General features: G+C 39.6%; 22 protein-coding genes. 5 read left to right on the top strand and 17 right to left on the bottom strand.

The window, feature by feature from the left end:
- Window positions 1-25: 25 nt before the first annotated feature.
- Entirely contained in the window at window positions 26-1,378 is a 1,353-nt protein-coding gene (locus CSV75_RS02945; protein WP_233191572.1) for a YjiH family protein, read from the bottom strand.
- Between the two features lie 103 nt (window positions 1,379-1,481).
- A complete protein-coding gene (gene hutU / locus CSV75_RS02940; RefSeq protein ID WP_099674682.1) occupies window positions 1,482-3,206 on the bottom strand; it encodes a urocanate hydratase in 1,725 nt (574 codons plus the stop codon).
- Between the two features lie 355 nt (window positions 3,207-3,561).
- Between hutU and CSV75_RS02935 the strand changes: the two genes are divergently transcribed.
- Complete coding sequence (locus tag CSV75_RS02935; RefSeq protein ID WP_099674681.1) at window positions 3,562-5,268, top strand: sigma-54 interaction domain-containing protein; 1,707 nt, start codon at window positions 3,562-3,564, stop codon at window positions 5,266-5,268.
- Window positions 5,269-5,560: 292 nt separating this feature from the next.
- Here CSV75_RS02935 and CSV75_RS02930 read toward each other — a convergent pair whose 3' ends face one another.
- From CSV75_RS02930 to CSV75_RS02915, 4 genes are all read right to left on the bottom strand, one after another.
- Complete coding sequence (locus CSV75_RS02930) at window positions 5,561-5,791, bottom strand: glycine betaine ABC transporter substrate-binding protein (RefSeq protein ID WP_099674680.1); 231 nt, start codon at window positions 5,789-5,791, stop codon at window positions 5,561-5,563.
- A gap of 253 nt (window positions 5,792-6,044) precedes the next feature.
- Window positions 6,045-6,359 carry a putative periplasmic lipoprotein gene (locus tag CSV75_RS02925; RefSeq protein ID WP_099674679.1) on the bottom strand — a complete coding sequence of 105 codons (315 nt, stop codon included), beginning with the start codon at window positions 6,357-6,359 and terminating at the stop codon, window positions 6,045-6,047.
- Between the two features lie 69 nt (window positions 6,360-6,428).
- Complete coding sequence (locus CSV75_RS02920; protein WP_099674678.1) at window positions 6,429-7,778, bottom strand: S-layer homology domain-containing protein; 1,350 nt, start codon at window positions 7,776-7,778, stop codon at window positions 6,429-6,431.
- 514 nt (window positions 7,779-8,292) lie between these two features.
- Window positions 8,293-9,507: an S-layer homology domain-containing protein gene (locus tag CSV75_RS02915; protein ID WP_099674677.1), complete on the bottom strand. Its 1,215-nt coding sequence runs from the start codon at window positions 9,505-9,507 to the stop codon at window positions 8,293-8,295.
- A 197-nt stretch (window positions 9,508-9,704) separates the two neighbouring features.
- Here CSV75_RS02915 and CSV75_RS02910 point away from each other — a divergent pair, with 197 nt between their 5' ends.
- A complete protein-coding gene (locus tag CSV75_RS02910) occupies window positions 9,705-10,505 on the top strand; it encodes an arylamine N-acetyltransferase family protein (RefSeq protein WP_099674676.1) in 801 nt (266 codons plus the stop codon).
- 88 nt (window positions 10,506-10,593) lie between these two features.
- Here the strand turns inward: CSV75_RS02910 and CSV75_RS02905 are convergent, their stop codons facing one another.
- The 10 genes from CSV75_RS02905 to CSV75_RS02860 all read right to left on the bottom strand — a co-directional run bounded on the left by CSV75_RS02905 (window position 10,594) and on the right by CSV75_RS02860 (window position 21,583).
- Window positions 10,594-11,313, bottom strand: coding sequence for a phosphocholine cytidylyltransferase family protein (locus CSV75_RS02905; protein WP_099674675.1), 720 nt, complete (start codon window positions 11,311-11,313; stop codon window positions 10,594-10,596).
- A gap of 14 nt (window positions 11,314-11,327) precedes the next feature.
- Window positions 11,328-12,398: a pyridoxal-phosphate-dependent aminotransferase family protein gene (locus CSV75_RS02900; protein WP_099674674.1), complete on the bottom strand. Its 1,071-nt coding sequence runs from the start codon at window positions 12,396-12,398 to the stop codon at window positions 11,328-11,330.
- Window positions 12,399-13,031: 633 nt separating this feature from the next.
- On the bottom strand, window positions 13,032-14,426 hold the full coding sequence (locus CSV75_RS02895; RefSeq protein ID WP_158231578.1) for an S-layer homology domain-containing protein: 1,395 nt from the start codon (window positions 14,424-14,426) through the stop codon (window positions 13,032-13,034).
- A gap of 525 nt (window positions 14,427-14,951) precedes the next feature.
- Complete coding sequence (locus tag CSV75_RS02890) at window positions 14,952-15,551, bottom strand: malonate decarboxylase holo-ACP synthase (RefSeq protein WP_099674672.1); 600 nt, start codon at window positions 15,549-15,551, stop codon at window positions 14,952-14,954.
- On the bottom strand, window positions 15,542-17,224 hold the full coding sequence (locus tag CSV75_RS02885) for a biotin-independent malonate decarboxylase subunit beta (protein WP_099674671.1): 1,683 nt from the start codon (window positions 17,222-17,224) through the stop codon (window positions 15,542-15,544). Before CSV75_RS02885 ends, CSV75_RS02890 begins: the two co-directional genes overlap by 10 nt.
- On the bottom strand, window positions 17,217-17,513 hold the full coding sequence (locus CSV75_RS02880; RefSeq protein WP_099673940.1) for a malonate decarboxylase subunit delta: 297 nt from the start codon (window positions 17,511-17,513) through the stop codon (window positions 17,217-17,219). Before CSV75_RS02880 ends, CSV75_RS02885 begins: the two co-directional genes overlap by 8 nt.
- The gene (locus CSV75_RS02875) at window positions 17,479-18,333 is read right to left on the bottom strand and encodes a triphosphoribosyl-dephospho-CoA synthase (protein WP_099674670.1); all 855 of its coding nucleotides are present in this window, start codon (window positions 18,331-18,333) and stop codon (window positions 17,479-17,481) included. The genes CSV75_RS02880 and CSV75_RS02875 overlap by 35 nt, the downstream gene beginning before the upstream one ends.
- A gap of 14 nt (window positions 18,334-18,347) precedes the next feature.
- Entirely contained in the window at window positions 18,348-19,994 is a 1,647-nt protein-coding gene (gene mdcA, locus CSV75_RS02870; RefSeq protein WP_099673907.1) for a malonate decarboxylase subunit alpha, read from the bottom strand.
- A gap of 2 nt (window positions 19,995-19,996) precedes the next feature.
- Window positions 19,997-20,923 carry an ACP S-malonyltransferase gene (locus CSV75_RS02865; protein ID WP_099674669.1) on the bottom strand — a complete coding sequence of 309 codons (927 nt, stop codon included), beginning with the start codon at window positions 20,921-20,923 and terminating at the stop codon, window positions 19,997-19,999.
- Between the two features lie 9 nt (window positions 20,924-20,932).
- A complete protein-coding gene (locus CSV75_RS02860; protein ID WP_099673905.1) occupies window positions 20,933-21,583 on the bottom strand; it encodes a GntR family transcriptional regulator in 651 nt (216 codons plus the stop codon).
- 186 nt (window positions 21,584-21,769) lie between these two features.
- Between CSV75_RS02860 and madL the strand changes: the two genes are divergently transcribed.
- Genes madL through CSV75_RS02845 form a run of 3 tightly spaced genes read left to right on the top strand, consistent with a single transcriptional unit; the run spans window position 21,770 to window position 23,807 of the window.
- Window positions 21,770-22,180, top strand: a complete 411-nt coding sequence (madL, locus tag CSV75_RS02855; RefSeq protein ID WP_099674668.1) for a malonate transporter subunit MadL — start codon at window positions 21,770-21,772, stop codon at window positions 22,178-22,180.
- 1 nt (window position 22,181) lies between these two features.
- Window positions 22,182-22,946, top strand: a complete 765-nt coding sequence (gene madM / locus CSV75_RS02850) for a malonate transporter subunit MadM (RefSeq protein WP_369802780.1) — start codon at window positions 22,182-22,184, stop codon at window positions 22,944-22,946.
- A gap of 60 nt (window positions 22,947-23,006) precedes the next feature.
- Complete coding sequence (locus tag CSV75_RS02845; protein WP_158231576.1) at window positions 23,007-23,807, top strand: sulfite exporter TauE/SafE family protein; 801 nt, start codon at window positions 23,007-23,009, stop codon at window positions 23,805-23,807.
- A 159-nt stretch (window positions 23,808-23,966) separates the two neighbouring features.
- Here CSV75_RS02845 and CSV75_RS02840 read toward each other — a convergent pair whose 3' ends face one another.
- Entirely contained in the window at window positions 23,967-25,214 is a 1,248-nt protein-coding gene (locus CSV75_RS02840; RefSeq protein WP_099674666.1) for an S-layer homology domain-containing protein, read from the bottom strand.
- Window positions 25,215-25,491 lie beyond the last annotated feature (277 nt).

Genomic DNA, 25,491 nt, shown 5'->3' with positions numbered 1-25,491 from the left:
TAGTCTCTCTTAACGGAAAGCGCTTTCACAGAAACAAAAATGCCAATGGCGTTACGATTATTAATGACAAGACCGTTCTGATGAACCAAAGAGCTACAATTTCTCGCATTTTAATCGGGATATCTGTGGATAAGATACACGGAATCAATGCGGAGAAAAATAGAATAGTTGAGATGGAAATAGAACCTACTATGAATCGTGTATGTAGACTTGCATCTATCACCATTAATGATGGTAAGAACATATCCACGAGGTTGATCATTGCTGCTTTTGCAGCTAGAAAAGGTTCAGGTATTTGTAAAATCCACGTTAACGGTAAGAATATATAAGCCAAATAATCAAACACCGGCGTATGATTTGCCAAAATTAAACCAATAAGACCGATTGCCATGACCGACGGGAGTACACTCATCGCCATGAGAATGCCATCCTTCAGTGTCGATATAACGTTTTTAAAAAGACTAGGCGCATTTTGAACAGTTAGCATCGACTCTGACCAAGCATGCTGGATTCTTTTCTCTTTAATAAGTACTTCAGGTGAACCCTCACCCGTATAGTAATCATCACGTATTTTGTTGATCGGCCACATTCTGACTGTAATAGCCGTAACGATAAATGTTACTAGGAACGTTAGCCAAAAGTACAGATTCCAAATCTCCATTAAATTCAACGTCTTAGCTACGACGACCATAAATGTTGCCGATACGGTAGAAAAACCAGTCGCAATAATAGTCGCTTCACGTCGGGAGTATTTCCCTTCTTTATAGATGCGATTCGTGATCAATAGTCCAATAGAATAACTACCTACAAAAGAAGCAACAGCGTCTACCGCTGACTTTCCAGGAGTTTTCCAAACGGGTCTCATAATAGGTTGCATAAGGATACCGATAAACTCCAGCAATCCATACCCCACTAATAATGCTAAAAAGATTGCTCCAATCGGAATTAATACACCTATAGGCGTTAATACTATTGAATAATAATACGGTCCCATATCATCTGCCAAAAGCCATGTAGGACCGATTTCAAATAAAACAAGAAATGATGCGACAGCTCCTAAAACTTTAAGTCCAGAGAAAATTATATCAATTTTGGATTTACGCCAAACACCCGAGTAAAAAGGATAGGACGCGCCAAGAACCATAATGATCAAAATATAATAGGAGACAATCGTCGGAATAGCATTACGAATCCATGTTACAAAATGATCTAAGGGTATAGAAGTTTTCCCATTCAAGTCTATTGGAATAAAAAACATGAAGATACCAATTAAACTGAAAAAGAAAAAGCTGGAAATATTACGCATGGTGTAAATATTGTCTTGTTTATCAGTAGGGTCTGGATCCATCAAAACAACTACATCTTTTACATCATTCATTCTTTTCACCCACCCTAGTAAGTGTTTAAGTTCATTAAACAAGAAGAGAGGAGGTCAAATAGGCGTTTGACATCCTCCACCCGCTTTTCTTAGGCTCTAGTACTTATGATTTCGCTTCTGCCTTTTCCAAATCTTTAGGCCCGAATGTTGCTTTTTTCTCCCACCATAATGGAATTTTGATGCTTTCTTCAGTCAATTTACCTTTACCGTTTGCTACATCACGTGCAGTTTCATAACCAGCCTGTGCATGTCGTACCACACCGATTCCCGAGTCTACTGTCATCGCAACTTCAAGACGCATATCTGATTCAGCTGTACCGTCTGCAACCATTGTCACACCTGTGTGAACTGCTTCACCCATAGAGTAGTTTGCCTGAATTGCGATAAGGTCACACATACCCACTGCGTTTAATAGTCCGTTCAACATCGGCCAGTCAGAAATTAAATCACTGCCATCTTTCATGTTTTCCGATTCGAATGTCGGGTTAACGATAGATCCTGAATCCAAGTTGTCACGTGAGAATGCAACTGGACCCGCTAGTTCACCACGACGAACCATGTCATTTACTTCTAAAGCAAACTTTTTACGCTGACCAAAGCCCATATAACAAATACGTGCAGGTAGTGCCTCGATCGGAATATGTTCCTTTGCCAATTTAATCCAACGCGTAACCAAGTAGTCATCAGCGAATTTCTCAAGAATCATATCATCGATTTTACGAAGATCTTCCTTTTCCCCTGATAGACATATCCAACGGAAAGGTCCACGGCCTTCACAGAATAATGGACGAATATACTCTGCTACGAATCCTGGCAAACGCTTCGCCTCTTCTTGATCCATCCCTGCATCTATACACTCTTTACGATGGCTTGTACCGTATTCAAATGCATGAACGCCTTCATCCATAAACTGAATAAGCGCTTTCAATTCCCGAATCATCGTTTCGCGACCTTTTTCCAAGTACAAGTCACGGTCTGTATCACGCAAATGTTCTGCTTCTTCTACTGTGTAACCAGAAGGAAGATAAGAGATAGGGTCATGACCTGGCGTCATAGACGTTGCAATTTCCGGACGGAAGTCACTCTTCAGTATTTCTTCAAATATGTCGGCTGCGTTTCCAACTACTGCGATTCCAAGTGGCTTGCCTGCTGCTGCGTATTCTTTGGCCTTTTTTATTGCTTCATCTAATGAAGGTGCTAGTTCATCAATGAAACCTTTCTCAATGCGTCGGTTAATAATTTCTACATTGGAGTCAACTAAGATACAAACGCCACCATGCATTGTCATCGCACGTGTTTGGTTTCCACCCATACCACCTGCACCTGCAGTCAATAGGATCTTACCCACAAGAGAGTCGTTATAGTGAAGGCGTGCAATTGCTGACAATGTCTCAAATGTTCCTTGGATTACGCCTTGTGTTCCGATATACTCCCAAGGTGCTGCAGTATAGTTTGCATAAATTGTTAGGTTCTTATCTTGTAGATCATAGAATGTAGGCCAATCTGCTTTCATAATATTCGTTGTCGCCATGACAACTGTCGGTGCGTATTTATGTGTTTTAAAAACCGCGACCGGCATACCCGATTGAACAACCAACGTCTCATCGTCTTCTAGATCCTTTAGTGATTGGACAATCGCATGATAAGACTCCCAGTTACGGGCTGCCTTACCGATGCCGCCGTAGATTACAAGTTCTTCAGGCTTCTCTGCATTTTCCATGTTATTTTCTAACATACGAAGAATCGCTTCTTGTCTCCATCCTTTACAGCGAAGTTCTGGTCCTCTTTGCGCTTTTACGGAATATAAAATTTCTGGTTTTGTTGTCATGAAGAATTCCCCCTGAATATTATAGTTTTTTTGTTTCTCGCTTTTATATATTGCAAGTACCATGCCAACTTTCAAAAGGTGAACAAACAAATTCAAATCATTTAATTTAAAGCTTATTACATCAAGGTTAATGACTAGTAAAATTATTCAGAACCCTCGCAAAAGATTACTAGCATCTTTCCCACTTCCCTGCAGATAAATTTTTTCTTTGCACGCGCAATTCCTACTCTTCTTCCTAAATCATCTGAACTATGGAGCGTTTTTAACTATGCAGACATTTTTTGCATGCAAGTGCAGACTTTTCTGAAATCTGCGTGATATAATAAAATTTGTAATAAATATAGGAGGTTATTAAATGTTTGCTAAAGTAATTGGCTCTTTTGCTAGAAGTTTTGTAGATGGAGCCATCGTCCTTGATCCATCTAATAAAGTTTTATGGTCTGAATTACAAGAAAACCTAACCTTTTCAATAGATACGACAACTGATATCAAACAGTTATTTAAACGAGGTGATTTGCAATTTAACCATCAAGAGGAATTTTATATAGAGATCGAGGACCAACCACTTCAGGTATCTGTACAGTGTCTGGACGAGCCGGAACTACTAACTATCTTATGTATAAAAGAATTTGCATTTCAATTGGACAATAACGAAGCACGTCTGTACTGCTTAGAAGAAGTGATTCAAACTATAGATGAAGGCGTCATGATGAGTAACTCTGTTGGGGAAATCACACTCTATAATGAAGCACAAGAAAAGATGGAAGGTTTAAACGCTCAAGAAATAATTGGAAAACCTTTATGGGACGCGTATAATTATAACCCGCAGTTCTCTGAACACCGACATGTATTTAATACCGGTAAACCCATTTTCTCAAGATACCGAGCACATTCTAAAGTAGCCGGGGTACCCTATTATGTCAGCTATAGTACGTTTCCTATAAAGAAAGATGGGGAAACTATCGGAGTCTTCTCTATCAGTACAAATGAATCGAAATTAAAAGATCAACTTTACCAAACGATTGAGTCTAAGCGAAGTAAATATCAAGTTGCGGAAGAGAAAGCATTCTCTTCTAACGGAACCATTTTCACCTTTGAAGATATCAAGGGCCAAAGCGCTGTATTAAAAGAATTGTTAAGAGAAGCGCAGGCAGTTTCTTTACATAATACAGATACACTGATTGTAGGCGAAACGGGAACTGGAAAAGAACTATTTGCACAAAGTATGCATAATCACAGCCCGCGACGAGATAAGCCATTTGTTGCAATCAACTGCGCTGCTATACCAGAAAACCTATTGGAAAGTACATTATTTGGTACGGTCAAAGGTGCGTTTACTGGTGCTACAGACCAAATCGGATTATTTGAATATGCAGGAGAAGGTACACTATTCATGGATGAAATAAATTCCATGCCGATGACGTTGCAGTCGAAACTCATGCGTGTATTACAGGAGCGTTTAGTACGTCGAGTAGGTTCTAACGACGTGACTCCAGTCCGCTGTACAGTTATTAGTGCATCAAATGAAGACCCCGAACGATTGATTGAAGAAGAACGGATGCGACTAGACTTGTTTTATCGTGTTGCGAATACAAGTCTATTTATTCCTCCGTTGCGCGATCGTCCTGAAGATATTTTATTTTTCATTAATTACTTTTTGGAATATTTCCAAGTAAAAATGGGCACTGAAACGCCCCCTCTTTCCCCTTCTTTGCGGGATGCTTTGCTACGCTATTTGTGGCCAGGAAATATCAGAGAGTTAGAGCATTTGATGCAAAACATCGTCATGCGGGTGCCGGAGGACGCAAAAGTAATTGAAATTCAACATTTACCTTCCTATATCCGTGGAAAAATTATTTCTGAGCAGCAACTATTTGAAGGAACAGGCGAAGCAAAAGCAAGTAGACCGATAAAAAACTTATTGAATCAGTCAAAAAAGCAGTTTATCCAAACTTCTTTAGAACAGACAGACTGGAATATCTCAGCAACTGCCCGTAAACTGGGAATCACCCGCCAAAGCTTACAGTATCATATAAAGAAGCATCAATTGGAAAAACGCTGAAGCCTAGTAATAATACGTAATCTGATTACATTAATAGGGTACCAGGTAACGATTCTAACACTTGACGCGATCCTGAATCGTGCCGGAAATTGGTACCTTAAACATAAAAAATAACCCATGCCCCTAAGGAAATGAGTTATTTTTTATCTGCTTATTACTTCAAGTCTTATATGGAATCGATGTCCATTTAGGCTGGTACCACTAAGCCTAGTGTAACGCCTTTCATACTTGTGCCAATATCTTCATATTGACTTCCAAGCTTTTCTACATATGTTGCGTGTGTAATGGGCAACTATCCTGCTAAGAATGCACCAGCATTTCCATCAGCAACTGACGTCCACATAGTACCCGCTTCTACTTGTAGCATTTCAACGTTATAGCCCATATCTTCTAACACAAGATCTACTACATTCGTACTTGCAACACTAGTATTCCCCGGAACATAAAAAAATTTGATTTTATCGCCATCTACTTCTTCGATACCATCTGTCCACACAGAAATTTTATATTCATTTGGATCCATCCGGTTTTGTGCTGCTACTTTAGCATCTTTTCCATCAATGATTTTCTACCATGACATTATCCACTCGTAACCGATTAAAGACGCTGTCATTGCTGCATCAGAAGAAGAGACAACGATCCATTCTTCTAGCTCATAATCAATGAGTGCGCTATCTGCTGCTTCCATAATACCTGCACCTGGATCGATAACCCCTAATTTTATACATTTTCACAGTCTTCTACTTGCTTCCGGAAGATCAAATGGCCGATTCTCACTATTGCTTCTTATATTGGATGATAAACGAGCCAAGAACGCTTTCTACTTCTCCGACTTTCACGATTATCTCATCGCCTTTTTTTACATTTGGATTGCTACTTGATACAAAGTTCAAATGTTCACCCGTTTGAACATTATATCCAAATGCACTATCTGGAACGAGTTCATCTACTGTTATAGAAACATTTTTACCCTCCGTATTTTCACCGTTTTTCAGAGCTGTTTCAAATTGTTCGGTTGTGTAATCCGGTTCAGCACTACCGCAGGCTGTAAGTAGTAGAGCAGCAAATATAAGTGATGCTATTTTTTTCAATATAATTTCCTCCTATTAGATATGAATTAGAAGCACCTGTACCTGATGTCTCGTTGTACATCTATCCATTCACTTCTTAAATGTATATTTCTTCCCATCTTGTCCAGTTACGATCAGCTGTGTGTCAGTAACCGACATGCGTTTCCCTTGGATGCTCGATAATTTACTCACCTTCTTATCAAGTAAACTATACTTATACAAACCAGTTTTATTAAAGTAATACATCGTCGAATGATCAAACAACACAGATGCATTGTTTTGGTTTTCTAACAGGATAAATGATTTTTCTGATGGATCTTCATAGAAAAGAATTCTTGCATCAAAATCACGTTCTTTTTTTCTATCCGATCCGTCCATAGCTACGGAGTTTAGTGTCAATTTACTATCTTTCGGTATGTTAGGCGTTACGTAATAATCTCTTTTCACTGCTTCGGTTGTATAAAAAATACGGTCATTCCAAATAAATAAATTTCGCATAGTTTCACCGGAAAGAGACTCCATGATGGCAGAATCTCTCGGTCCTGTAAAACGTTTAGTTGGTGTTCGAATGACACCATACCTCATTGGCAAATCTGAAGCTTGGCTAATTGCACTTAAATATGGGATGAACACTTCATCATTGTAGACAATCAAATCAAACCTGTCTTCCATGTAACTAATCCATAACCCATCATTAGATTCGAAATCTTGCTTACTCAAGATCTTTTCATCTTTATCCGTTTTCAAATCTTTTTTCATCAATCCATTATTTATACTGTAAGAAAAGCCATTCTGCTCAACCGTTTTTCCTTTTTGGCTGACATATGAATGATATCGACTGAGTTTCATCGAATCATTAAGCGCTCTTGCCAGAAAAGCAGAGAACTGCGCACGGGTCACCGATTGAGATGGCATATACTTGCCTTCCGACCCGCCAGCAATTCGTTGTTTGGCAATCCCATTAATGTCCGCATATGCCCAGTGCGCCGGTACCACATCGACAAATGTAGGTTGCTTACCAAACGGTATATCGAATGAACGACGCAAAATTGCTGCCATTTGCGCTCGTGATGTCTTTTCACCTGGCCGCATTAATCCATTATCCCCGCGAAGAATTCCTTTTTCATTCACCGTCGCAAGAATTTTATAATACGATGACTTTTTTGAAACATCTTTAAACACCACTTTAGGATTTTCCAGGAGTGGAATCTTCAAAGCTTTAATGAGCATGGCAGATGCTTGTGCACGTGTGATCGGTTCGTTTGGTTTAAATGTTCCGTCTGGGTATCCACCAATAATATTGCGTTCATATAAATACTTGATCTCCTTTTGCGCCCAATGCTCATTCATGTCCGTAAACTCAGTCGCATGTGCTTGAAACGGCATCGCTGCAACTATAAGCAGTAATGCGATGAACGAAGCTGTAATTTTACTCTTCAATTGTTTCTCTCCTTTATTCGTAATACGCGCTGTGTACTTGTATCACTTACGCACCGTACAGACGGTAATATTTAGAAAAAGTTTCAAAAAATGTTTGTGAAATTCATTACTCGTACACGCCACGGTGGCAGGACTAATGTTGTTACCAAGGAGCGCTGAAAATGCCGCGTTATCTCCATTGATCGGCATGCTATTCATCCAATTCGACTACTAGAAAATATTACAGGAACGGCTTTGACAATTACATTGATGAGTTCAGGTCAAAACATGCTACTAAAAGTTGCACATGGTACGTATACTGTTGATTTAATGAATGCGTATACAAAACATGTATTCTACTTCATCGTAGCAACCGTTAGTATAAGTTTCTTCACCTCGCTGTATGTGAGATGTGTTCGGGTGTAAATGAAAAACACCTGCAGCCAACTTTCACTCAAGTTGGCTGCAGGTATGTTAAGTTGCTTTTTCAGTTTCTAGTCTCAATACTTTTATAACCCATTTTCAAAAATCAAGTTCAGTTGGCGTCTAACATCTTTGACGTCTTCACTTTATAATACAACATATGTGCATCCGGAACTTTCACTTCCACCGCGTAACGCGCTTCTTTTCCGTCAGTAAAGCGGACTGTCGCGATGAAATTGCCCGGCTTGTTGACGCGAATGAACACATCCGGCGAATCGGTATACCCTTCAAACGGCAGGTTGCTGGACAAAACTTCCCCGTCCGTCCGTACGAAACGAATGTTTTCAACCTCATCATCCGCCGTAAGTTTCAGTCGCGCCCGCGTCTTCAATATATCGCTTGCGTATACTAACTGAGCCTTCAATCTGCCGTCGACCTTCTTCACATCTACATAGTATTTATGATAGTAGCGTTTGATATTTTGATTTTCCATACCATAATTACCGCCTAGCTGCAGCGTTCCTCTTCCTTCTTTTAACGGCGTCACTTGTACGCGATCGCCGGTATATCCTGACGGTGTCTGTCTGCCTTTTATGATGGCTGCGTGGTACACCTCCGAGTTAACCGCAAATTCATCCGTGTCCTCATCGGTCATTATTTCGGAGAAACGCAGCATCGGGCCCCATGTTTTTAATGAATAGGACTCGGGATGGACACGCTCCGTTAGTTGCATCAACTTCGCTGCTTGTCCTCTCGTCACCCATTCATTGATGCCAAATCTGTCGGCCGTTACGCCTGTCGTAATGCCGAGTTTGTGCAGAATTAAGACATTCGCGCCATGCGACGTGTTGGGCTTGACGTCATGGAATGGATTTTCTTCCGCGTTAAAAGCAAAGCGCGGCAAATCGAACGCTTTCACGAGGATGGAAGCCAATTGTCCCCGTTTGACGGGATCATTCGGCCCGAAACTTCCGTCTTCATAGCCCCCAATCACTTCGAGCTCCGCAAGTTTGGCAATGGCATTATGATAGCCATTCGCTTTCGAGACGTCCTTGAATCCAGGATCCTTCACCATGTAATCCGGATTCAGTTTCATCAACTTCGCAATAATTGCCGCCGCCTGTCCGCGCGTGATTGGATTGCCTGGCTTAAATAGGCCGTCCGCATATCCTGTAATAATATGGCGTTCGGCCAATTCATTGACCGCCTCCGCAAAGTGCTTTGTTTCGGGAACATCCGTAAACTTTTGGTTGCTTGCAGCAATACTCGATAATGGCAGGCTGAGGGCAAGAGCTACTGTGCCAAATGTTATCCAAATCTTTTTCATCGTGTTCCTTCCTCTCTATTATGTAATCATAGATCAACGTACAGACGGGGAAATCCGTAAATAGTTTCATAATATGTATACTATATTTGTAGCCAAAAGCAAGTTTATTCACAATCGTAAAAAAATACCATACTTTTATCATCGCAAGAAAATTTGCTATGATGGAGTTATCACTACTAAAGAAAGGATGGATAGATATGCTGCAATGGATTTCGAACCAACTGACACTTAACGGCACACCGCTAGAGCAAATCAGCCAAGTTCAGACGCTCTTCGCTCAGCAATTCGCATTTGAAAACCTGGATGTTCTACTGGCGAATGAAGAACCTATTACCGAGCAATACCTGCAAAATAAAATGATTAAACAGGGACGCGGTGGTTTGTGCTATGAGCTTAATGGTCTGCTGTATATCGTACTCAGAGATTTAGGTTTTCCCGTACAACTAGCAGCGGCTACTATTTGGGCACCGCCACCACGCGATCACTATGTCCTCGATCGTACACATGTTGTGAATTTGTTCCATTACGAAGATACATTGTACTTAATTGACAGTGGTTTCGGCAGCAACCTCGTCATGCAACCCGTCGCATTGGATGGTGATCCCGTCACTTCGCCTGCTGGTACATTCCGGTTGCGGAGTGAAACGACCGAAAAAGGCACTTTGGTATTTGAACAACAAACGGACAATGGCTGGGAACGTCGCTATGGCCTCTATCCTGACGCGATCGACTGGGTGCACTTGGATCATGTCAAACAACAGATCCACCACAGCCCCGAATCTTCATTTAACAAAGCGTTGCTCATCGCCAAAGTAACAAATGACGGCACGTACTCGATTAATGAAGATCGTTACCATCGCAAGTGTAACGGCAACGAAGAAACACTGCCGTTCCAAGATCACGACGAATTACTCGAACAAGTCAGACAGCATGCCGCTCCAGCTGTTTATGAAGCGACTGTTAAGTATATAAACCAGCGAAAAACCTCCTGCGACTGATTTTGGTCGTGGAAGTTTTTTTGTATGTAAAATGGTGCCAAGTCTCAACACTAGTCTGATTGGTCCTATATATACAGATTTTTACGGATCATAATAGTGTCGGAACCTGGTACCCAAAATCAGTGTTTCTCCGAAATTCAAGGATTCTTTGATAATCTTCTATGACGTCTATTTCTGACCAAAACATACCGCTAACGTCTACAACATTTATAGTTATCTCATTTATAAATGAATATAAAACGTTTTCCCACCAAAAATTGTGATTTTGCTCTTTTATTAGTTCATCCAGTCTCTCTACAAACTTTCCCAAAAATAATTTCTTGATTTTTGCTAGGCCGACATATTCTCCACTATATTCTTTTAAGTCTTTACCATGCCCGATTAGCTGATTATCATTACAATAGAAAAGATAATCTAGTTTACTATTTGAATCCATTAGTAACGTTTGTTCATGCCTAGAGCTTAGTAGTATGTCTAACATATTCTGCTCAAAGTATACATCTGCATTCGCTATGATAATATCTTCGTCATTAAGTTCGTTTCTCGAAAACCATAAAGAGGCTACACTATTTGTAACACTATAAAATGGATTGAAATAATATTTAACATCGAGATCGCATAGAAGATCCTTAATAATATCCGCTTTATATCCAACAACAATTATAACTTCAATATTATTTCGTTGGAATAATTCAACAGTATGACGGATTAATGACCTCCCTCCTATATCAAGTGAACATTTGGGTACGTCGCCAATATATTCGCTAATTCTTGTTCCTCTTCCACCAGCCAATAATATAGCTTTCAAATATAACCCTCCCCTTATGAAATGGTTTTTAAATTTTTCTTTATTTCATCTAGTAGATATTGGTTATTTTCAATAGTAATAGCACCGAGATGTCCAACTCTAAATATCTTACAACTTAATTCTCCTCCGTTAGGCATTACATATATATCACTATTCATCTTAAGCGATTGAACAACTGATTCAGGACTTATTGATCTAAGTGGACGTAAAGCTGTTAATGCGTTTGAAGGACTTTTAGTTGGAATTTCAAAAGGCAACTTGATAATTTCATTTCTAAAATGCACTGCTAGTTCTCTAGTTTCTTGAATTATTTTTGGAACACTCTTTTTATCAACATACTTCAATTTTTTATTCAATTGTAACAAATTACTTACGGCTGGAGTATAGGGAGTCTGCCCTCTTTCACCGTCAGACAAGTATTTGTTGAAGTTAAAGTATACGCTTTTAAAGGAAATTTCTCTCACACGATCTTGTGATTTTTTGTCGAGAACAACATAGGACATACCCGGCGGGAGCCCTAATGCTTTCTGGGAGCTAATAATAACTGCATTAGCATTACATCCTTCCATGTCAAAAGGATCGGCTAAATATGTACTAATTGCGTCTATTACTAGTAGTAAATGATTTTTTTCACAAAACTCCTTAACCAAGTTTATATCATAGAGTACACCTGTAGAAGTTTCATGTAAATTAATGAGAAGGCCGGTAAAACCTTTTTTATCGTAAGGAATTAAATCGCCATTAGTTAAATCTTCAAAGAAGTTTAATTTAATCTCTTTATAATTTAGACTATGGACTTGGCAAATCTCTGAGAACCTAGAACCAAAAACTCCTCCATTTACAACAAGCAACTTATCTTCTTTATCAAACAAATTTAAAACGGTTGCTTCCATTGCAGCTGTACCTGAGGCAGTTAAAAAAACAACTTTAGAATCTATAGGAGAGTTCATACTTTGCTTTAACAACTCTTCACTTTCTAATGTTATAGTAGAGAATTCCGCATTCCTAAAGTAAGGCATTTGTTTGGACCCTATTTTCAGCACTTCCTTATCAAGTGTGACAGGGCCGACTGTGAAATTTAACAATGTAATTCCTCCCACTATATATTTTGATGTATAACTGTTTGACCCGTTGGCAGAAAGGTATCTATTCCAAGTAGAACAGAAACAGCCCACAATCCATTAGGCTTTCACATCGTACTCAATATTTGTAATAGCTGCTGCCTGAATCCACCACGACCGGATCATATCTGTCATTGGTTTGAATGGTAAACTGATATTTTTTATACGTATACTTTTCTACGTTCTACCATCTCTGGCAGTCGCCTCTGACTCGAAGACGAACTCAATATTAATATATGCTACTTCTTTTGGTTACTTGTTTTTCAATAGATGGAATAATGCTTTGTAGAAGATCTTTAGATTGCGTGATCACTTCTCCGGCACAGAAAAGATCTGCAACCCGCCAAACGTATTTTAAGCTCTCCAAGCCCACTTCTATAGCATCGCGTCTTTTTTCTACATGAGTAGTATTGGAGCCTTTTTCCGTCATACCTTTATAAACATTCGAAGGTTTAGCAAATAAAGATGTAATTTACAATTCTTCAACTTCTTGGCTAATAGTTTTCATATATGAACTTCATCTTTCATATTTTTTAGTTAAAAAAACACCAGATCTCGACACGATGGTATGTAGCGTCGGGACCTGGTATCTAAAAATCACTTCTTCAATGAATGATTCTTGCCATTGAGATCAACCACTTCCACAGTTCGTAAAGATACTTCCATCTCTTTTGCAAGTACAGTAGACAGTCTTTTCGTCTCTCCAGTCAATAAACCGTACGAATACACGCCATTCTTATTGAAATAATACATCGTATTCGTATCAAATTTGACGGATTTATTATTCTGCGTCACTTTTGATTTGTGTGGCGAAGAAGCTGCCAATGGTTCAAATAAGACACGTGCATCAAATTCCATTACTTTTTTCGGTTTAAAAACATCTGCATCTTTATGATACAAAACGAGTGTTTGATCTTCGCCCACGGTATTTGTAAACGATGAATCAAATTTCTTCTTTTTCTTCTCTACCGTGTAATAAAAATCAAACCCATGCAGACTGACATTTCGCATGGTATCCGTATGGCTTTCATCGGCAAAGTATTCCTCCAGATAGATGCCATTCCACCCCGGCCCTGCGTTGCCAACCATCCACACGCCATAACGGATCGGCATACCCGCTTTGTCGACTTCTGCCCAATACGGAACATAAAGCGATCCGCCCTTTATACTAATCGGAAAACCTTCTGCAAGATGAACTTGCTTTACCCCTTCTTTTTTCAAGAAATCCTTGTCAGCAAGTACTACCGTTTCTTTCTTCGTCTTCAAATCTGTCCTAATGAGCCGATCACCTTTAATCGTATACGAAAAGCCCTGGTATTCGACCATGGTTCCTTTCTGGCTTACATGCGTCGCATAACCAGACAACTTCATCTTGTCATCCAAAGCGCGTGTAAGAAACGAAGAAAACTGACCTCGCGTTACCGGATTTCCTGGTTTGAACGTACCATTACGGTAACCGCCTGCAATACCATTCTTCGTCACACTGCTAATGTCTCCATAAGCCCAGTGCAATGGCGTTACATCAATGAAAATCGCTTCCTCTTCCAGCTTTAGATTATACGCACGGCGCAACACTGCTGCCATCTGTGCGCGAGTCATCGCTTCACCTGCACGCATATAGCCATGATCTCCACGAAGAATTCCTTTCTCATTGACCGTCGCCAGCGCTTTATAATGAATCGATTGTTTCGACACATCTTTAAAGGTAACGGTCGGATGATCGAGCAATGGAATATCCAGCGCTTTCAGAAGCATTGACGCCACCTGCGCCCGGGTTACGGCTTCATTCGGCCTAAACGTACCGTCTGGATAACCGCCAATAATATTCTTTTTATATAGAAATGTAATATCATTGCCGGCACCCACACCGTGCCTAGTGTCTTTGAATGGTGAATCGTAAGAGTATGGCGGATATTCAGTTTCGGCTAACACAACAGAAAACAGTGAAAATGACAGTGCTATCGTTAGCAAGGATGTATAAATTTTTCTCATGACGTAACGCCTCATTTCAATTTTCCGTATAGACGGAGAATCTTTGAAAAGGTTTCAAAATTTTTAGGGGAATTTGTAATGGTTAGAAATGTATCTGCTCTTGAAGATTTCAAGATTGTATTATCTAACATGAATGTTTGAACTTTCACATCAGTTGCTTGCACAGATACCTCTATAGATTGCAATATTAATTATACTTTGAGAGACTCCCTAAGTGCCCACTCCATACGACTTAGCAACATATTTCTAGTTAATTCACATCCTTAGTAACACCACAACCCTTTATTTACTAAATGTCAAAAGTCACTTACTATTCAGTTATCTAAATGCGGAAAGCGTCAACTCCTGTCCTTGGAGTTGACGCGTTAATGAGGCTAATAAGTAGCCGAAGTACATCAATATAATTTTAAAAGGCAAACCGTCAGCTACAAACGCTTCCATAGGTAAGAATTTCACTTCATAGGTGCCATATTGTGTTTGAAAAGTTCTCTTCACAACACATGTAACTAAGCAGGCAAATATTTTCTAATTACTAACTAATCGGTTTCTATCCATTAATAAAACGCCAGTACTTGTACGCAATAAAACAGTGGTTGACGTAACTAGTTCACTCAGCATACATGCTCCGAGATTTGTAATTTCTACTTGAACATCTATTGGATGCGCTGACATTTGTATTTTTTCATGTAAAAGTTGAAGTGGCTGAAGAGCTGTAAACCTTTCCTTGTACAAAATAATATCCACATCACTGTATTCTGTACACGCTTGAATTCCTGTTGCCATCGTAAAACCTATACTTCCACCGATCCCCCAGCGAATATCTTTAAATAGATCTCTAAGATATTCGATTGTCCCTTCATGACTGATTGGGGGAACACCATGTGTCGCTTCTTCGGCTGTAATGACTTTGCGAATACTGTCTTTCGTTGTGAAGGCAGCAAACCGTTCAGAACGATTCGCGCCTCTAAATCCAATCGGCACGATATGATTCATTGTTTTCATTCGTCGCACGACAGCTATCGTGTTTGCTGTTTTTTCATTCAGTACCCAGTTTGGTATCGTTTCACTACTCTTAATTGTTTGATTTGACTCCAAATAGACAATGTCATGAACATTTACTTCCATTGTGATTTAATAGCATCCCGCACAGCAATTGAAGCTTTGCGGCCTTTTTCAACAGCTTTTTCTGATGTTAGACGAACACGTAATGAATCATCTTTTGATTGTAATATGTCAGTAGTTGCGGCTTCAATTGAGCTTTTCACTCGAATGACTTGCTCATCTGACGGTTGATCAGCGTCTATATCTTGAAGTAATTCATGTATCGCGCCTAGTGATTGGAATGATTGAATATCATAAGCCATCGATGGAACGGTTTTTGCAAATTCATCTAGTTCTTCAACTGTACGCATCGTCACGAGAGCAGCTGATTTCTTTGACATGACATGTACTTGAATTGCTTCATCATCAAACGATAAGATTCTATTACTTTGCATACCATGTGATAAAAACGCACCTGAAATAGCTTTTCCGACAATTAGAGTGACTAGTGGATGGCCATTCTGACGTGCAACGGCATACGCTTCTACACTTGCAGCACAAGCTAAATAAATACCAAATAGTTCCTCGTGGTATCCAAACGCTTGTCCTGGTACATCCACGATCGGAACAATGACCCTCTTTTCATCCATCTCAGCATCTTCTTCAATCGCTTCACGTACATACTTCGCAACTGTCCATGCTTCTTCAAGACCAAACTCCCCGTTTCTCGCTCTATAAAACTTTGATTCTTCATTTGGTACGACTGCAATATAACGTACTTTTCTTCCGTCTTGTTCTTTATCTGCAACTAATACAGATGGAGTTGGTGATATGGATGGTGCATTATCGGTCAGTTTATTAAACCATGAACGCCCACGACTTTCTTGCTGACTATCTTGTTTATTCTCCTTCGTTCCTATATATTTTGCACGATGCTTTAAATAACTTTGCGCCTCTGTAGGTTCAATTTTTTCCTTTACAGATAGTTCATCGAGCATGCTCAAAAATTCTGTATACTGCTGCGTTCGTTCGGCATACTTATTTTCGCTCCAAATCGATTCAATTGCTTCTATATAGTTCGGTAAGTCATCTTCCACAACCTTATCGATCAACGCACTTTCAAAACGGCCAGTTCCGCCAATCATCTTCCAAATAAATTGCTTATTTTTCGAGTTAAGCTCTCTAACACCCGCTTCTTGCTCTACTACTTCAGGGCCGTTCATTCCCAATCTACCCTCTCTTGTCATGATAAGGGCTGAACATAATCCAGCTGTTAGTGACATTCCTCCGAATGAACCAATTTTACCTGGAATTATACCAATCACTGGTACATGTTTTTTAATAGCAACAATCGCAGAGCTGATTTCAGCGATAGATAGTAATCCATAGTTCGCTTCTTGTAATCGAACTCCACCTGTATCGTATATGATGATTGGATAGATCAAGTGACCATTTTCACAGTCTTCTAGCGCCCTCTCTAGAGCACCTGCAAATTTAGCACCTGAAACTTCTCCAATTCCTCCACCCTGGAAATTTCCTTCTATAGAAATAATAAGAGTCGACTTGCCGGCAATAGTTCCTTTTGCAATGACCATTCCGTCATCGCTTTGTGGAACTATGTTTTGCGCTTCCAAATGGGGTGATTCAAAGCCATCAAATGGTCCTAACAACTCTACCATTGATCCTTCATCAAGCAAAATCTGCGCACGTTCTCTCGCCTTACTTTCAACTAAACTAACTTGCAACATGTTAGACATGGGTACTCACCTCCGCAGCTTGAGCCAATCGAATCGATACGACACCTGGCGTAGCACCAAAATCATTAATTTTGATAGATGCTAAAATTTGTTGTTGAGCCATAAAGCGTTCAATGACTCGCTCCCATGTATCGGCATATCCTGTAATGCCCGTCCGAATTTCAACAATCGCTTCGTTACCCTCTATTGGTTCCATCAAAATTTCTAAATCACCTGATCCTACGACTCCAATATGCGTCTTACTTTGAATAGGTTTACTTGCTGGAAACTTGTACACTAACTTCTCCATATGAAAACCTCCTTTGTTGTTTTGTTATCCAATTCGAAATAAAAAATGTAGTTGCTAATAAATCTGCAGATCCGCCTGGTGAAATCCAAGACTGCTGAAATTCTCTATCCAGACGTTCGACTGCTTCAATAGAGAAGTTATTCATAATGTTTTCAGCTTCCGTTTTAGCAAATTCTAATGCATCCAATCCACCTCGATGAACTAAACATGTATCATTAAGATTTGATATAAGGGCTAGCAATGTTAGTAACTTCGCTTCTAGCGGATTGTGATTGAAACGCGCTTTCTCATAAGTTGGATAGCTATACTTGCGAATATGTGGAAAGCCATATTGTGCCTCTTCTTTCGCACCTGGCATTCCATATTTTTTCTTAACATTTAATCCGTTCGTTGGCTGATTTGGTATCATTCGGTCTGGTAGTTTTGCCAATTCTCCTGCATCTTCAAGAACTTGTGGAAAAGAGATATTTCCTTTTCTACGCGCAATCGCCGCACAGATCAATCCAATAGACCAAATGGCTCCCTTATGTGTGTTGACATCATTTGTCACGGTAAACATAAGTTGCTCACCGGTTCGTCCGATTTCACCGAACTGCTCACGTAAACGAGTAGTAGGTGTTTCCCCATAATGTAGCAGTGCTATGTTGTAAAATGTTTCATGCAAACTTAATGCCGATTCACACATTAATGAGTGGTTCAAGTCTACATGAGAGCCGTTATTGTGCAAATCGACCAATCCAGGTTTAGGTGTTAATTCCACTTCTTCAAACAAAGCAGCTACTGCTTCATCTGCAATGACCTTGCAAATCTTTTGACGCATGTGACATTCACTCCTTACCAACTCTTGAATCTCGCAGGGGGCTCATATAAACCGCCTGACCACTGAACCAAATCATCAATACTTTTTGCAGCTAGTAATGATCGATTGGCTTGCCCTCTTTGAATATTCATATCTTCAGGCATCGCTATCATTCCACGATCTCGCAATTGCTGTGTTTTCTCAAGATCATGTTCCATTCCAAGTGGTGTTACTCCAGCGATTGATGCAATCATTTCTCTTCGCTCAGCAGGACTATCTGTTTTATATAAATAGGCAATTCCCTCTTCTGTTACTACGTGTGTAATGTCTTCCGCATAAATCATGACTGGTGCAACTGCTAAATCAGCTTGCTTTTTCACATCAATTGCGTCTAATCGCTCCACAAAAACAGGCGTATTTGCATCTTGATAAGTTTCCGCGACCTGAACTACCAACTTTTTACCTCGCGCAAGTTCATCCGTGGAAGTCATCATATTATACCAAGCCTCTGTGGAATGGCGTCTGCCTCCTGGATTATGGCCCATATTGGGTGCTCCACCATAGCCGGCTAAACGACCTTTCGTTACGGTAGATGAATTTCCATACGCATCCATCTGTAAAGTAGATCCAATAAATAGATCTGCTGCGTACTGACCTGCTAGTTGGGCCAATGTTCGATTAGATCGCATACTACCATCCTTACCCGTGAAGAACACATCTCTTCTTGCTTGAACGTACTTTTCCATTCCAAGTTCTCCACCAAAACAATAAATACTTTCTGCCCAACCGGACTCTATAGCGGGTATCAATGTAGGGTGAGGATTGAGAATCCAGTTTTTACAGATCTTTCCCCTTAAACCTAGACTTTCTCCGTAAGTTGGCAATAATAATTCAATAGCTGCTGTATTAAAACCAATTCCGTGATTTAACGATTGAACTCCATGTTTTTCATAAATTCCTCTAATGCACATCATGCCTTGTAACACTTGAATATCCGTTATATGTCGTGGATCACGTGTAAATAATGGCTCCAATTCGTAAGGCTTATCGGCTTCTACAATGAAGTCTACCCAAGAACTCGGGATGTCGACACGAGGTAATTCATCGACAATTTCGTTCACCTGGACAATGACAATGCCATCACTAAACGCGGCTGCCTCTACAATCGTAGGTGTTTCTTCAGTATTAGGTCCCGTATATAAATTACCTTGTCTATCGGCTTTATCTGCAGCGACTAGTACCACGTTAGGTATTAAATCCACAAATAGTCTCCCATATAGTTCCACATACGTATGTAGATCGCCAAGTTCCAATTTACCGTCTTCTAGCATTTGCGCAATTCTCATGCTTTGCGGTCCTGCATAGCTCATATCAATTCGCTTCGCAATGCCTTCTTCGAAAATATCTAAATGTTCCGGTCGAGATACACTTGACATAATCATATGCAAATCATGAATTTTTTCTGGATTCACCATTACTAATGATTGAGATAGAAATGACGCTTGTTTTTGATTATTTCCTTCGAGCACTACACGGTCTCCTGGTTTAATTAATAACTCTAAAGCTTCTATAATTCTATCCGTAGGAATGATCAGACCATCAACCACCTTGTTAACGCTTTCAATAATTTGTTGTTTTTTTTCAAATCTCTTATTCCACGAACTTATAGTAGTATTTGTCATATCTACACTCCTTTGTTTTTCTCTACGTACAGACAATCATCTACTCCATTTGTAGTAACCGCATAACTATGAATATCAGGATAGGCTTGATTTGCTAGCCGCTTCAATACATCACCAGGTGGCATTTCAATAAATTGACGTACACCATTTTCATGTAAAACAGTGGTGACATCATGCCATCGAACAGGTAACGCAATACTTTCTGCCAAGTCATCTGAAATATCTTCAGCTCGTCTTAAAACTCGAGCATTTCTATTGGCTATTACAGGAATAGTTGGACGTCTCAATTCTAAAGAACTCAATCGTTCCTTCAACTTTTTCTGAACTGGAAGAAATAATGGAGAATGAGAAGGAGTCGTGACACGTAACATTTTCGCCGAACTCGCTCCCTTTCCATCTACTTCTCTAATCACTTGTCTCATGGCACTTTTATGTCCAGATAATGTTAGCTGTGTTGGCGAATTACGGTTAGAAACATATACAGGAAATTCTTTCGTATGGATAGTCGAAACCACTTTTTCTAATTGAACTTCTGTTAACCCAACAATGACAGCCATTCCATAATTCTCGTCTTGAAGCTCTTCCATTAATTCTCCACGTTCTTTCACTAACGACAAAGCGTCTTCAAATTTCAAGACATTTGCTATAACAGCAGCTGCAAAGGCTCCAACCGAATGGCCGGCAACAAATTGTGGCTCTGCTCCTTCATCCATAAAATACCTTGCTGCTGCCACACCCGCGGTCAACATAGTCATCTGCACATTTTTTGTACTGTTCAATTTTTCTTTAGTTTGTAATGCGCGGATGGGCTCATTTAGTATTTCCGAAGCTGTATTTATTGTTTTGATCACACCAGAATATTGAGTTAGATCATCTAAAAATAGTGGATACTGTGAACCTTGCCCAGGAAATAACCATGCGCTTTTCATATGAATCACCTACAATAATTTACTTTTCACGCTAAATATTACATCTTCGGTGTGTTTACGTAGAATGGATTTCACTTGAACAATATCATCCTTCACTAAACAGCTGTAAATTTGCTTATGTTCTCTCACTGACTTCTCAATCATTTTATTGCTGGAAAAATGAATAACCTGAATACGTAATAACGGTAATGATATTTTGCTGTACATATCAGTCAATACACTACTCTTACTCAACTTCAAGATTAAGTAATGAAATTGATAGTTTAAGTGAGCATATTCTGTAATGTCATCTACTATAGTCATGTGATGGACAAGTGTCTTCATCTCGTCTAATAACATTTTTTCTTGACTAGGTTTAGTCAAGCGTTCTACTGCTAATAACTCCAATGAATTGCGGACATCCAATAAATCTTTCATCTCATCTATTGTGTACCCTTTGATATAGGCACCTTTTCGAGGTACGCGTTCAATAATTCCTTCCATAGTGAGTAAATAGATTGCTTCTCGAACCGGAGATCGGCTAATTTGAAACTGTTCAGCGTAATTACTTTCAACAACTTGATCGCCAGGTTTTAACTCATTGTTTAATACTTGCCCTAGTAATTGATTCGCTACCATTACTGATAAAGCGTTATCTAATGACTTCTCAAAATATTCCATTGGCTCACCTCAATTTAAGTCACATAGTCGACTGTATACTATCATATTATACAAGTTGGATAATTTATTCAATAGTAAATGTTGAATATTCTAATAATATTAAAAATTTAGCTTGCATATTTCCAATTTATTGATTATCCTAAATTTAGAGTACAGTCGACTAAATAATTTTAGAGGAGTGAACGAATGGTAATTTACGGTGTTGCAATTTTAGCTGCTTGTTTTTTAGTAGGGATGTTTTGTGGTGAAATTATTGGAAGCCTAATGGGTGTTGATTCCAATGTAGGCGGTGTAGGAATCGCCATGCTTTTGCTTATTGTCGTAATAGATAGACTACAAAAGAAAGACATGTTAAGTATGCCAGCTCAGTCTGGTTTAGCTTTTTGGAATGCCATGTATATACCTATCGTCATTGCCATGGCAGCTAGTCAGAATGTGTTAGGCGCTTTAACAGGTGGACCTTTGGCTATTGTCGCTGGTGGGGTTACAGTCGTTATAAGTTGGTTCTTCGTTCCTATCTTAGGCGGTAAGAAAGCAAAGGAATCTGAGATTGAATTCAATAGAACTAATCCACTAAAACCAAAGGGGGCAAATTAACATGTTCATGGAAGCGGTTACAAATGCACTCGAATCAAATGGATTGATTACAGGTTTTATAGTTGTAGGTATTACAATGTACATTGCTTATCTAATATCTAGCAAGCTAACAAGGGGGCTCGTGCATGGATCCGCTATTGCAATCGTTCTCGGTTTGATACTCGCCTATTTTGGTGGACTTTTTTCAGAGGGCACAAAAGGTTTGTCCGATATTTCCCTATTTGCTGGAATTGGTTTTTTAGGCGGAAGTATGTTGAGAGATTTCGCAATTGTAGCTACCGCTTTTGGTGCAAACTTTGATGAAATTAAGAAAGCGGGTATTCAAGGTGTACTCTCTCTATTTTTCGGTGTATTCCTATCGTTCTTTATCGGTGTAGTCATAGCGTTAGTGTTTGGTTATACTGATGCAGTTAGCCTTACAACTATTGGCGCGGGCGCCGTTACGTATATTGTGGGTCCAATAACAGGTGCGGCATTAAATGCAAGTTCTGAAGTAATCGCTATCAGTATAGCAGCTGGTTTAGTGAAATCAGTTCTGGTTATGGTAGGAACACCGTTTGTTGCTAGATTCATTGGATTGAATAATCCTTTATCAGCTATGATATACGGTGGGTTGATGGGTACTACCTCTGGTGTAGCAGGTGGCTTAGCTGCTACAGATATCCGGTTAGTCCCTTATGGAGCCGTCACTGCAACCTTCTACACGGGTTTGGGTTGTTTACTTTGTCCTACTATACTTTACTTGATTACAAACTCGATTTGGTAATAGTTTTATTTACTTAATTTACATCTTTCCCATTCAATACTATGTTAAATGAGGAGTTTCATGTATCTATTTATTATCTTTTTGACATTTGGGGTGTTGACAGGCTTACTGTCTAGTCTGTTTGGATTTGGTGGTGGTTTTGTTGTAGTGCCAATGTTATATATAGTATTACCAACATTAGGGTTTCCTGATACTCTAGTAATGTATGTAGCAATAGGAACGTCATTAGCCATTATGATTGTAAATTCCACTAATTCTACAATATCTCATCATCGCAAAAAACATATCTTGTGGTTTATCTTTTTACAACTTGCACCGACAATCGCTGTTGGTGCAATAATTGGAGGGTTAGTTTCCCCTTTAATTGAAGGAGATATTCTTAGATATTTATTTATTACTCTAGTCGTGTATACAATTTTTTCATCTCTTATTACGAAAAGCTTTATCCATATTAAAACGGATTCTATACAGATGCCTAGTCGCTTGAAAACATCACTCGCCGGAGGAATAATTGGGTTTATTTCTACTTTACTTGGAGTTGGCGGAGGTTTAATGACCATACCATTTTTACGTACTTGTCACTTAAAAATGGTCAATGCCGTTTCGTTAGCCACCCCTTTAAGTCTGCCCATAGCAATTTTTGGAACGATCACTGCTATATTTAACGGTTTTAACCACCCTGATCTTCCTCCATGGTCTCTTGGTTTCGTTTATATTCCAGCATTTCTAGGTATTGTATTTGGAGGATTTATAGGTGTGCCAATCGGAATATGGATTTCTCACATCCTTCCCGATCGATTATTTTCTAGAATCTATTTATTATTACTCTCGATTGTTGTAATGACAATGATCTTCGAATAATATATAAAGTTAAAAACAGTCTTGAAAGTCATATCCTACTGACTTTTAAGACTGTTTTTTATTAAATAAAAGGAAATGTTTATCCATTCACGCAATCTTCTACCACAACGTCTAATACGATAAAAATGCCCGGCAATCCGCCGGGCATTTCTATCTTTCTCAATATCCGTAATAGCCGCTGTCTGAGCGCACGTCGACTGTATGACGACCGTCATTCGTCTGAACGGTGAATCGATATTTTTTGTACGTATACACTTCACCGCTCTTCACATCTCGATCTCTTGCCTCTGACTGGGAGATGAACTGAATGTAGACAGGTTTTTGATAAGAATAATCATAACGCAAAATCTGCTCCACTTCCTCCTTCGTTAGCTCAAAATTCCGCTTGCCAATCCGAGTGTACTTCAAATCATGTATTTTCCATTTACCGCTTTCCTTCTTAAACATATAATCCACGAATAATCCACCTGATACCGGTCCATCTGAATCCAGCAAAATCGTGTGAATGTTCAGTGTGTCGTTGCTCGGCTGCGAATACTGTAGGCGGAACGACAACTCTGACATATAGAACGGGAAGAAAGACGTATCGCATTGTAAACAAACATATGGATAATCTGGCTTCATTTGAACATCTGTGAATCTTGCAGTGGCATAAGGTAGTAGCTGGGAACGAATTTCACTGAACTTTTGCTTCGCTAGCATTCCTCTGATCATGACACCTTCTACTTCAGCCGATTTACGGTGTATAAGGTCCAGCACTTGCTCTTTGCTCACCGTTCCTGTTTCCACAGGTGTGACGCCCACTTTCAACGCACGACTCAAAAACTCCGCGTAATGCGCCCGTGTCACCGGGCGGTTCGGATAAAAATGATCCTGGTCGCCTTTTGCTACGCCATTCACCAGCAGTGCGTGCGCATGCACAAAGCCCCAATGATCTTGATATAAGTCATGGAAGCCACCTGGCCGCTCATCAAAACGAAAACGGAATGCCAAATCTAAAATTTTCGCCATCTGAATTCGTGTAACCGGCGCATTCGGATTAAATTTCTGATTTAATCCCCCGCTCACGATACCCGCTTGTGTCAAATTCATGATGGGCTGATAGTACGGGTGACTCATCTGCACATCTTTATAGATCAGCTTTTTACTTGCTTTTGGTAGCTTCAGTGCCTGATCGAGCAATGCCGCTACATGCTTTCGGCTAATCGGCTCATTCGGCCGGAATTTGCCGTCCGGATAGCCGCCAATAAATCCTTTCTTCTCCATCTCTTGGATCGCTGTGTAGTTCGGATGCTTCTTCGGCACGTCTGTAAATTCTTTTGCGTATGCCTGTCCTGTATTAATGAAGGTAATGGATAAGATGAATAGTAATGCAGTCCACAGAACAGTTTGCAGTAATTTACTCATGTCTTCACTCCTTGTATGTTAGTAGTAAATGCTCTTTCGGATAATTTGTTCGTGACTGTGATGCCCTGATTTAACATTAATAAAGTGTAAATTCGGTGCTGTAAAATCTTTAATCCATAATTTCGTTGAATCCTAGATTTTTCATCTTTATCCTTTACTGCTATCTCTAGTAACCAAGTATTCCATTTCAACAGTGTACTAGTAGAAGTCGAGGTAGCAAATTGAAAATGAGTTACATCATTCAATCTCCTCCTTTATATAGTACTATAGTACAGGG

Source organism: Sporosarcina sp. P18a (assembly GCF_002743135.1).
Lineage (GTDB): Bacteria > Bacillota > Bacilli > Bacillales_A > Planococcaceae > Sporosarcina.
This window is presented reverse-complemented; position numbering and strand designations above follow the sequence as displayed.

Coding starts and splice junctions, on each gene's coding strand:
- CSV75_RS02930 (WP_099674680.1), bottom strand. CDS start 5,791: ATGGATCCAAATGAATATAAAATTTCTGTGTGGACAGATGGTATCGAA.
- CSV75_RS02840 (WP_099674666.1), bottom strand. CDS start 25,214: ATGAGTAAATTACTGCAAACTGTTCTGTGGACTGCATTACTATTCATC.
- CSV75_RS02895 (WP_158231578.1), bottom strand. CDS start 14,426: ATGAGAAAAATTTATACATCCTTGCTAACGATAGCACTGTCATTTTCA.
- CSV75_RS02875 (WP_099674670.1), bottom strand. CDS start 18,333: ATGCGTCAAAAGATTTGCAAGGTCATTGCAGATGAAGCAGTAGCTGCT.
- CSV75_RS02865 (WP_099674669.1), bottom strand. CDS start 20,923: ATGAAAAGCGCATGGTTATTTCCTGGGCAAGGTTCACAGTATCCACTA.
- CSV75_RS02885 (WP_099674671.1), bottom strand. CDS start 17,224: ATGTCTAACATGTTGCAAGTTAGTTTAGTTGAAAGTAAGGCGAGAGAA.
- madL (WP_099674668.1), top strand. CDS start 21,770: ATGGTAATTTACGGTGTTGCAATTTTAGCTGCTTGTTTTTTAGTAGGG.
- CSV75_RS02935 (WP_099674681.1), top strand. CDS start 3,562: ATGTTTGCTAAAGTAATTGGCTCTTTTGCTAGAAGTTTTGTAGATGGA.
- madM (WP_369802780.1), top strand. CDS start 22,182: ATGTTCATGGAAGCGGTTACAAATGCACTCGAATCAAATGGATTGATT.
- CSV75_RS02910 (WP_099674676.1), top strand. CDS start 9,705: ATGCTGCAATGGATTTCGAACCAACTGACACTTAACGGCACACCGCTA.
- hutU (WP_099674682.1), bottom strand. CDS start 3,206: ATGACAACAAAACCAGAAATTTTATATTCCGTAAAAGCGCAAAGAGGA.
- CSV75_RS02945 (WP_233191572.1), bottom strand. CDS start 1,378: ATGAATGATGTAAAAGATGTAGTTGTTTTGATGGATCCAGACCCTACT.
- CSV75_RS02915 (WP_099674677.1), bottom strand. CDS start 9,507: ATGAAAAAGATTTGGATAACATTTGGCACAGTAGCTCTTGCCCTCAGC.
- mdcA (WP_099673907.1), bottom strand. CDS start 19,994: ATGACAAATACTACTATAAGTTCGTGGAATAAGAGATTTGAAAAAAAA.
- CSV75_RS02845 (WP_158231576.1), top strand. CDS start 23,007: ATGTATCTATTTATTATCTTTTTGACATTTGGGGTGTTGACAGGCTTA.
- CSV75_RS02880 (WP_099673940.1), bottom strand. CDS start 17,513: ATGGAGAAGTTAGTGTACAAGTTTCCAGCAAGTAAACCTATTCAAAGT.
- CSV75_RS02890 (WP_099674672.1), bottom strand. CDS start 15,551: ATGGAAGTAAATGTTCATGACATTGTCTATTTGGAGTCAAATCAAACA.
- CSV75_RS02860 (WP_099673905.1), bottom strand. CDS start 21,583: ATGGAATATTTTGAGAAGTCATTAGATAACGCTTTATCAGTAATGGTA.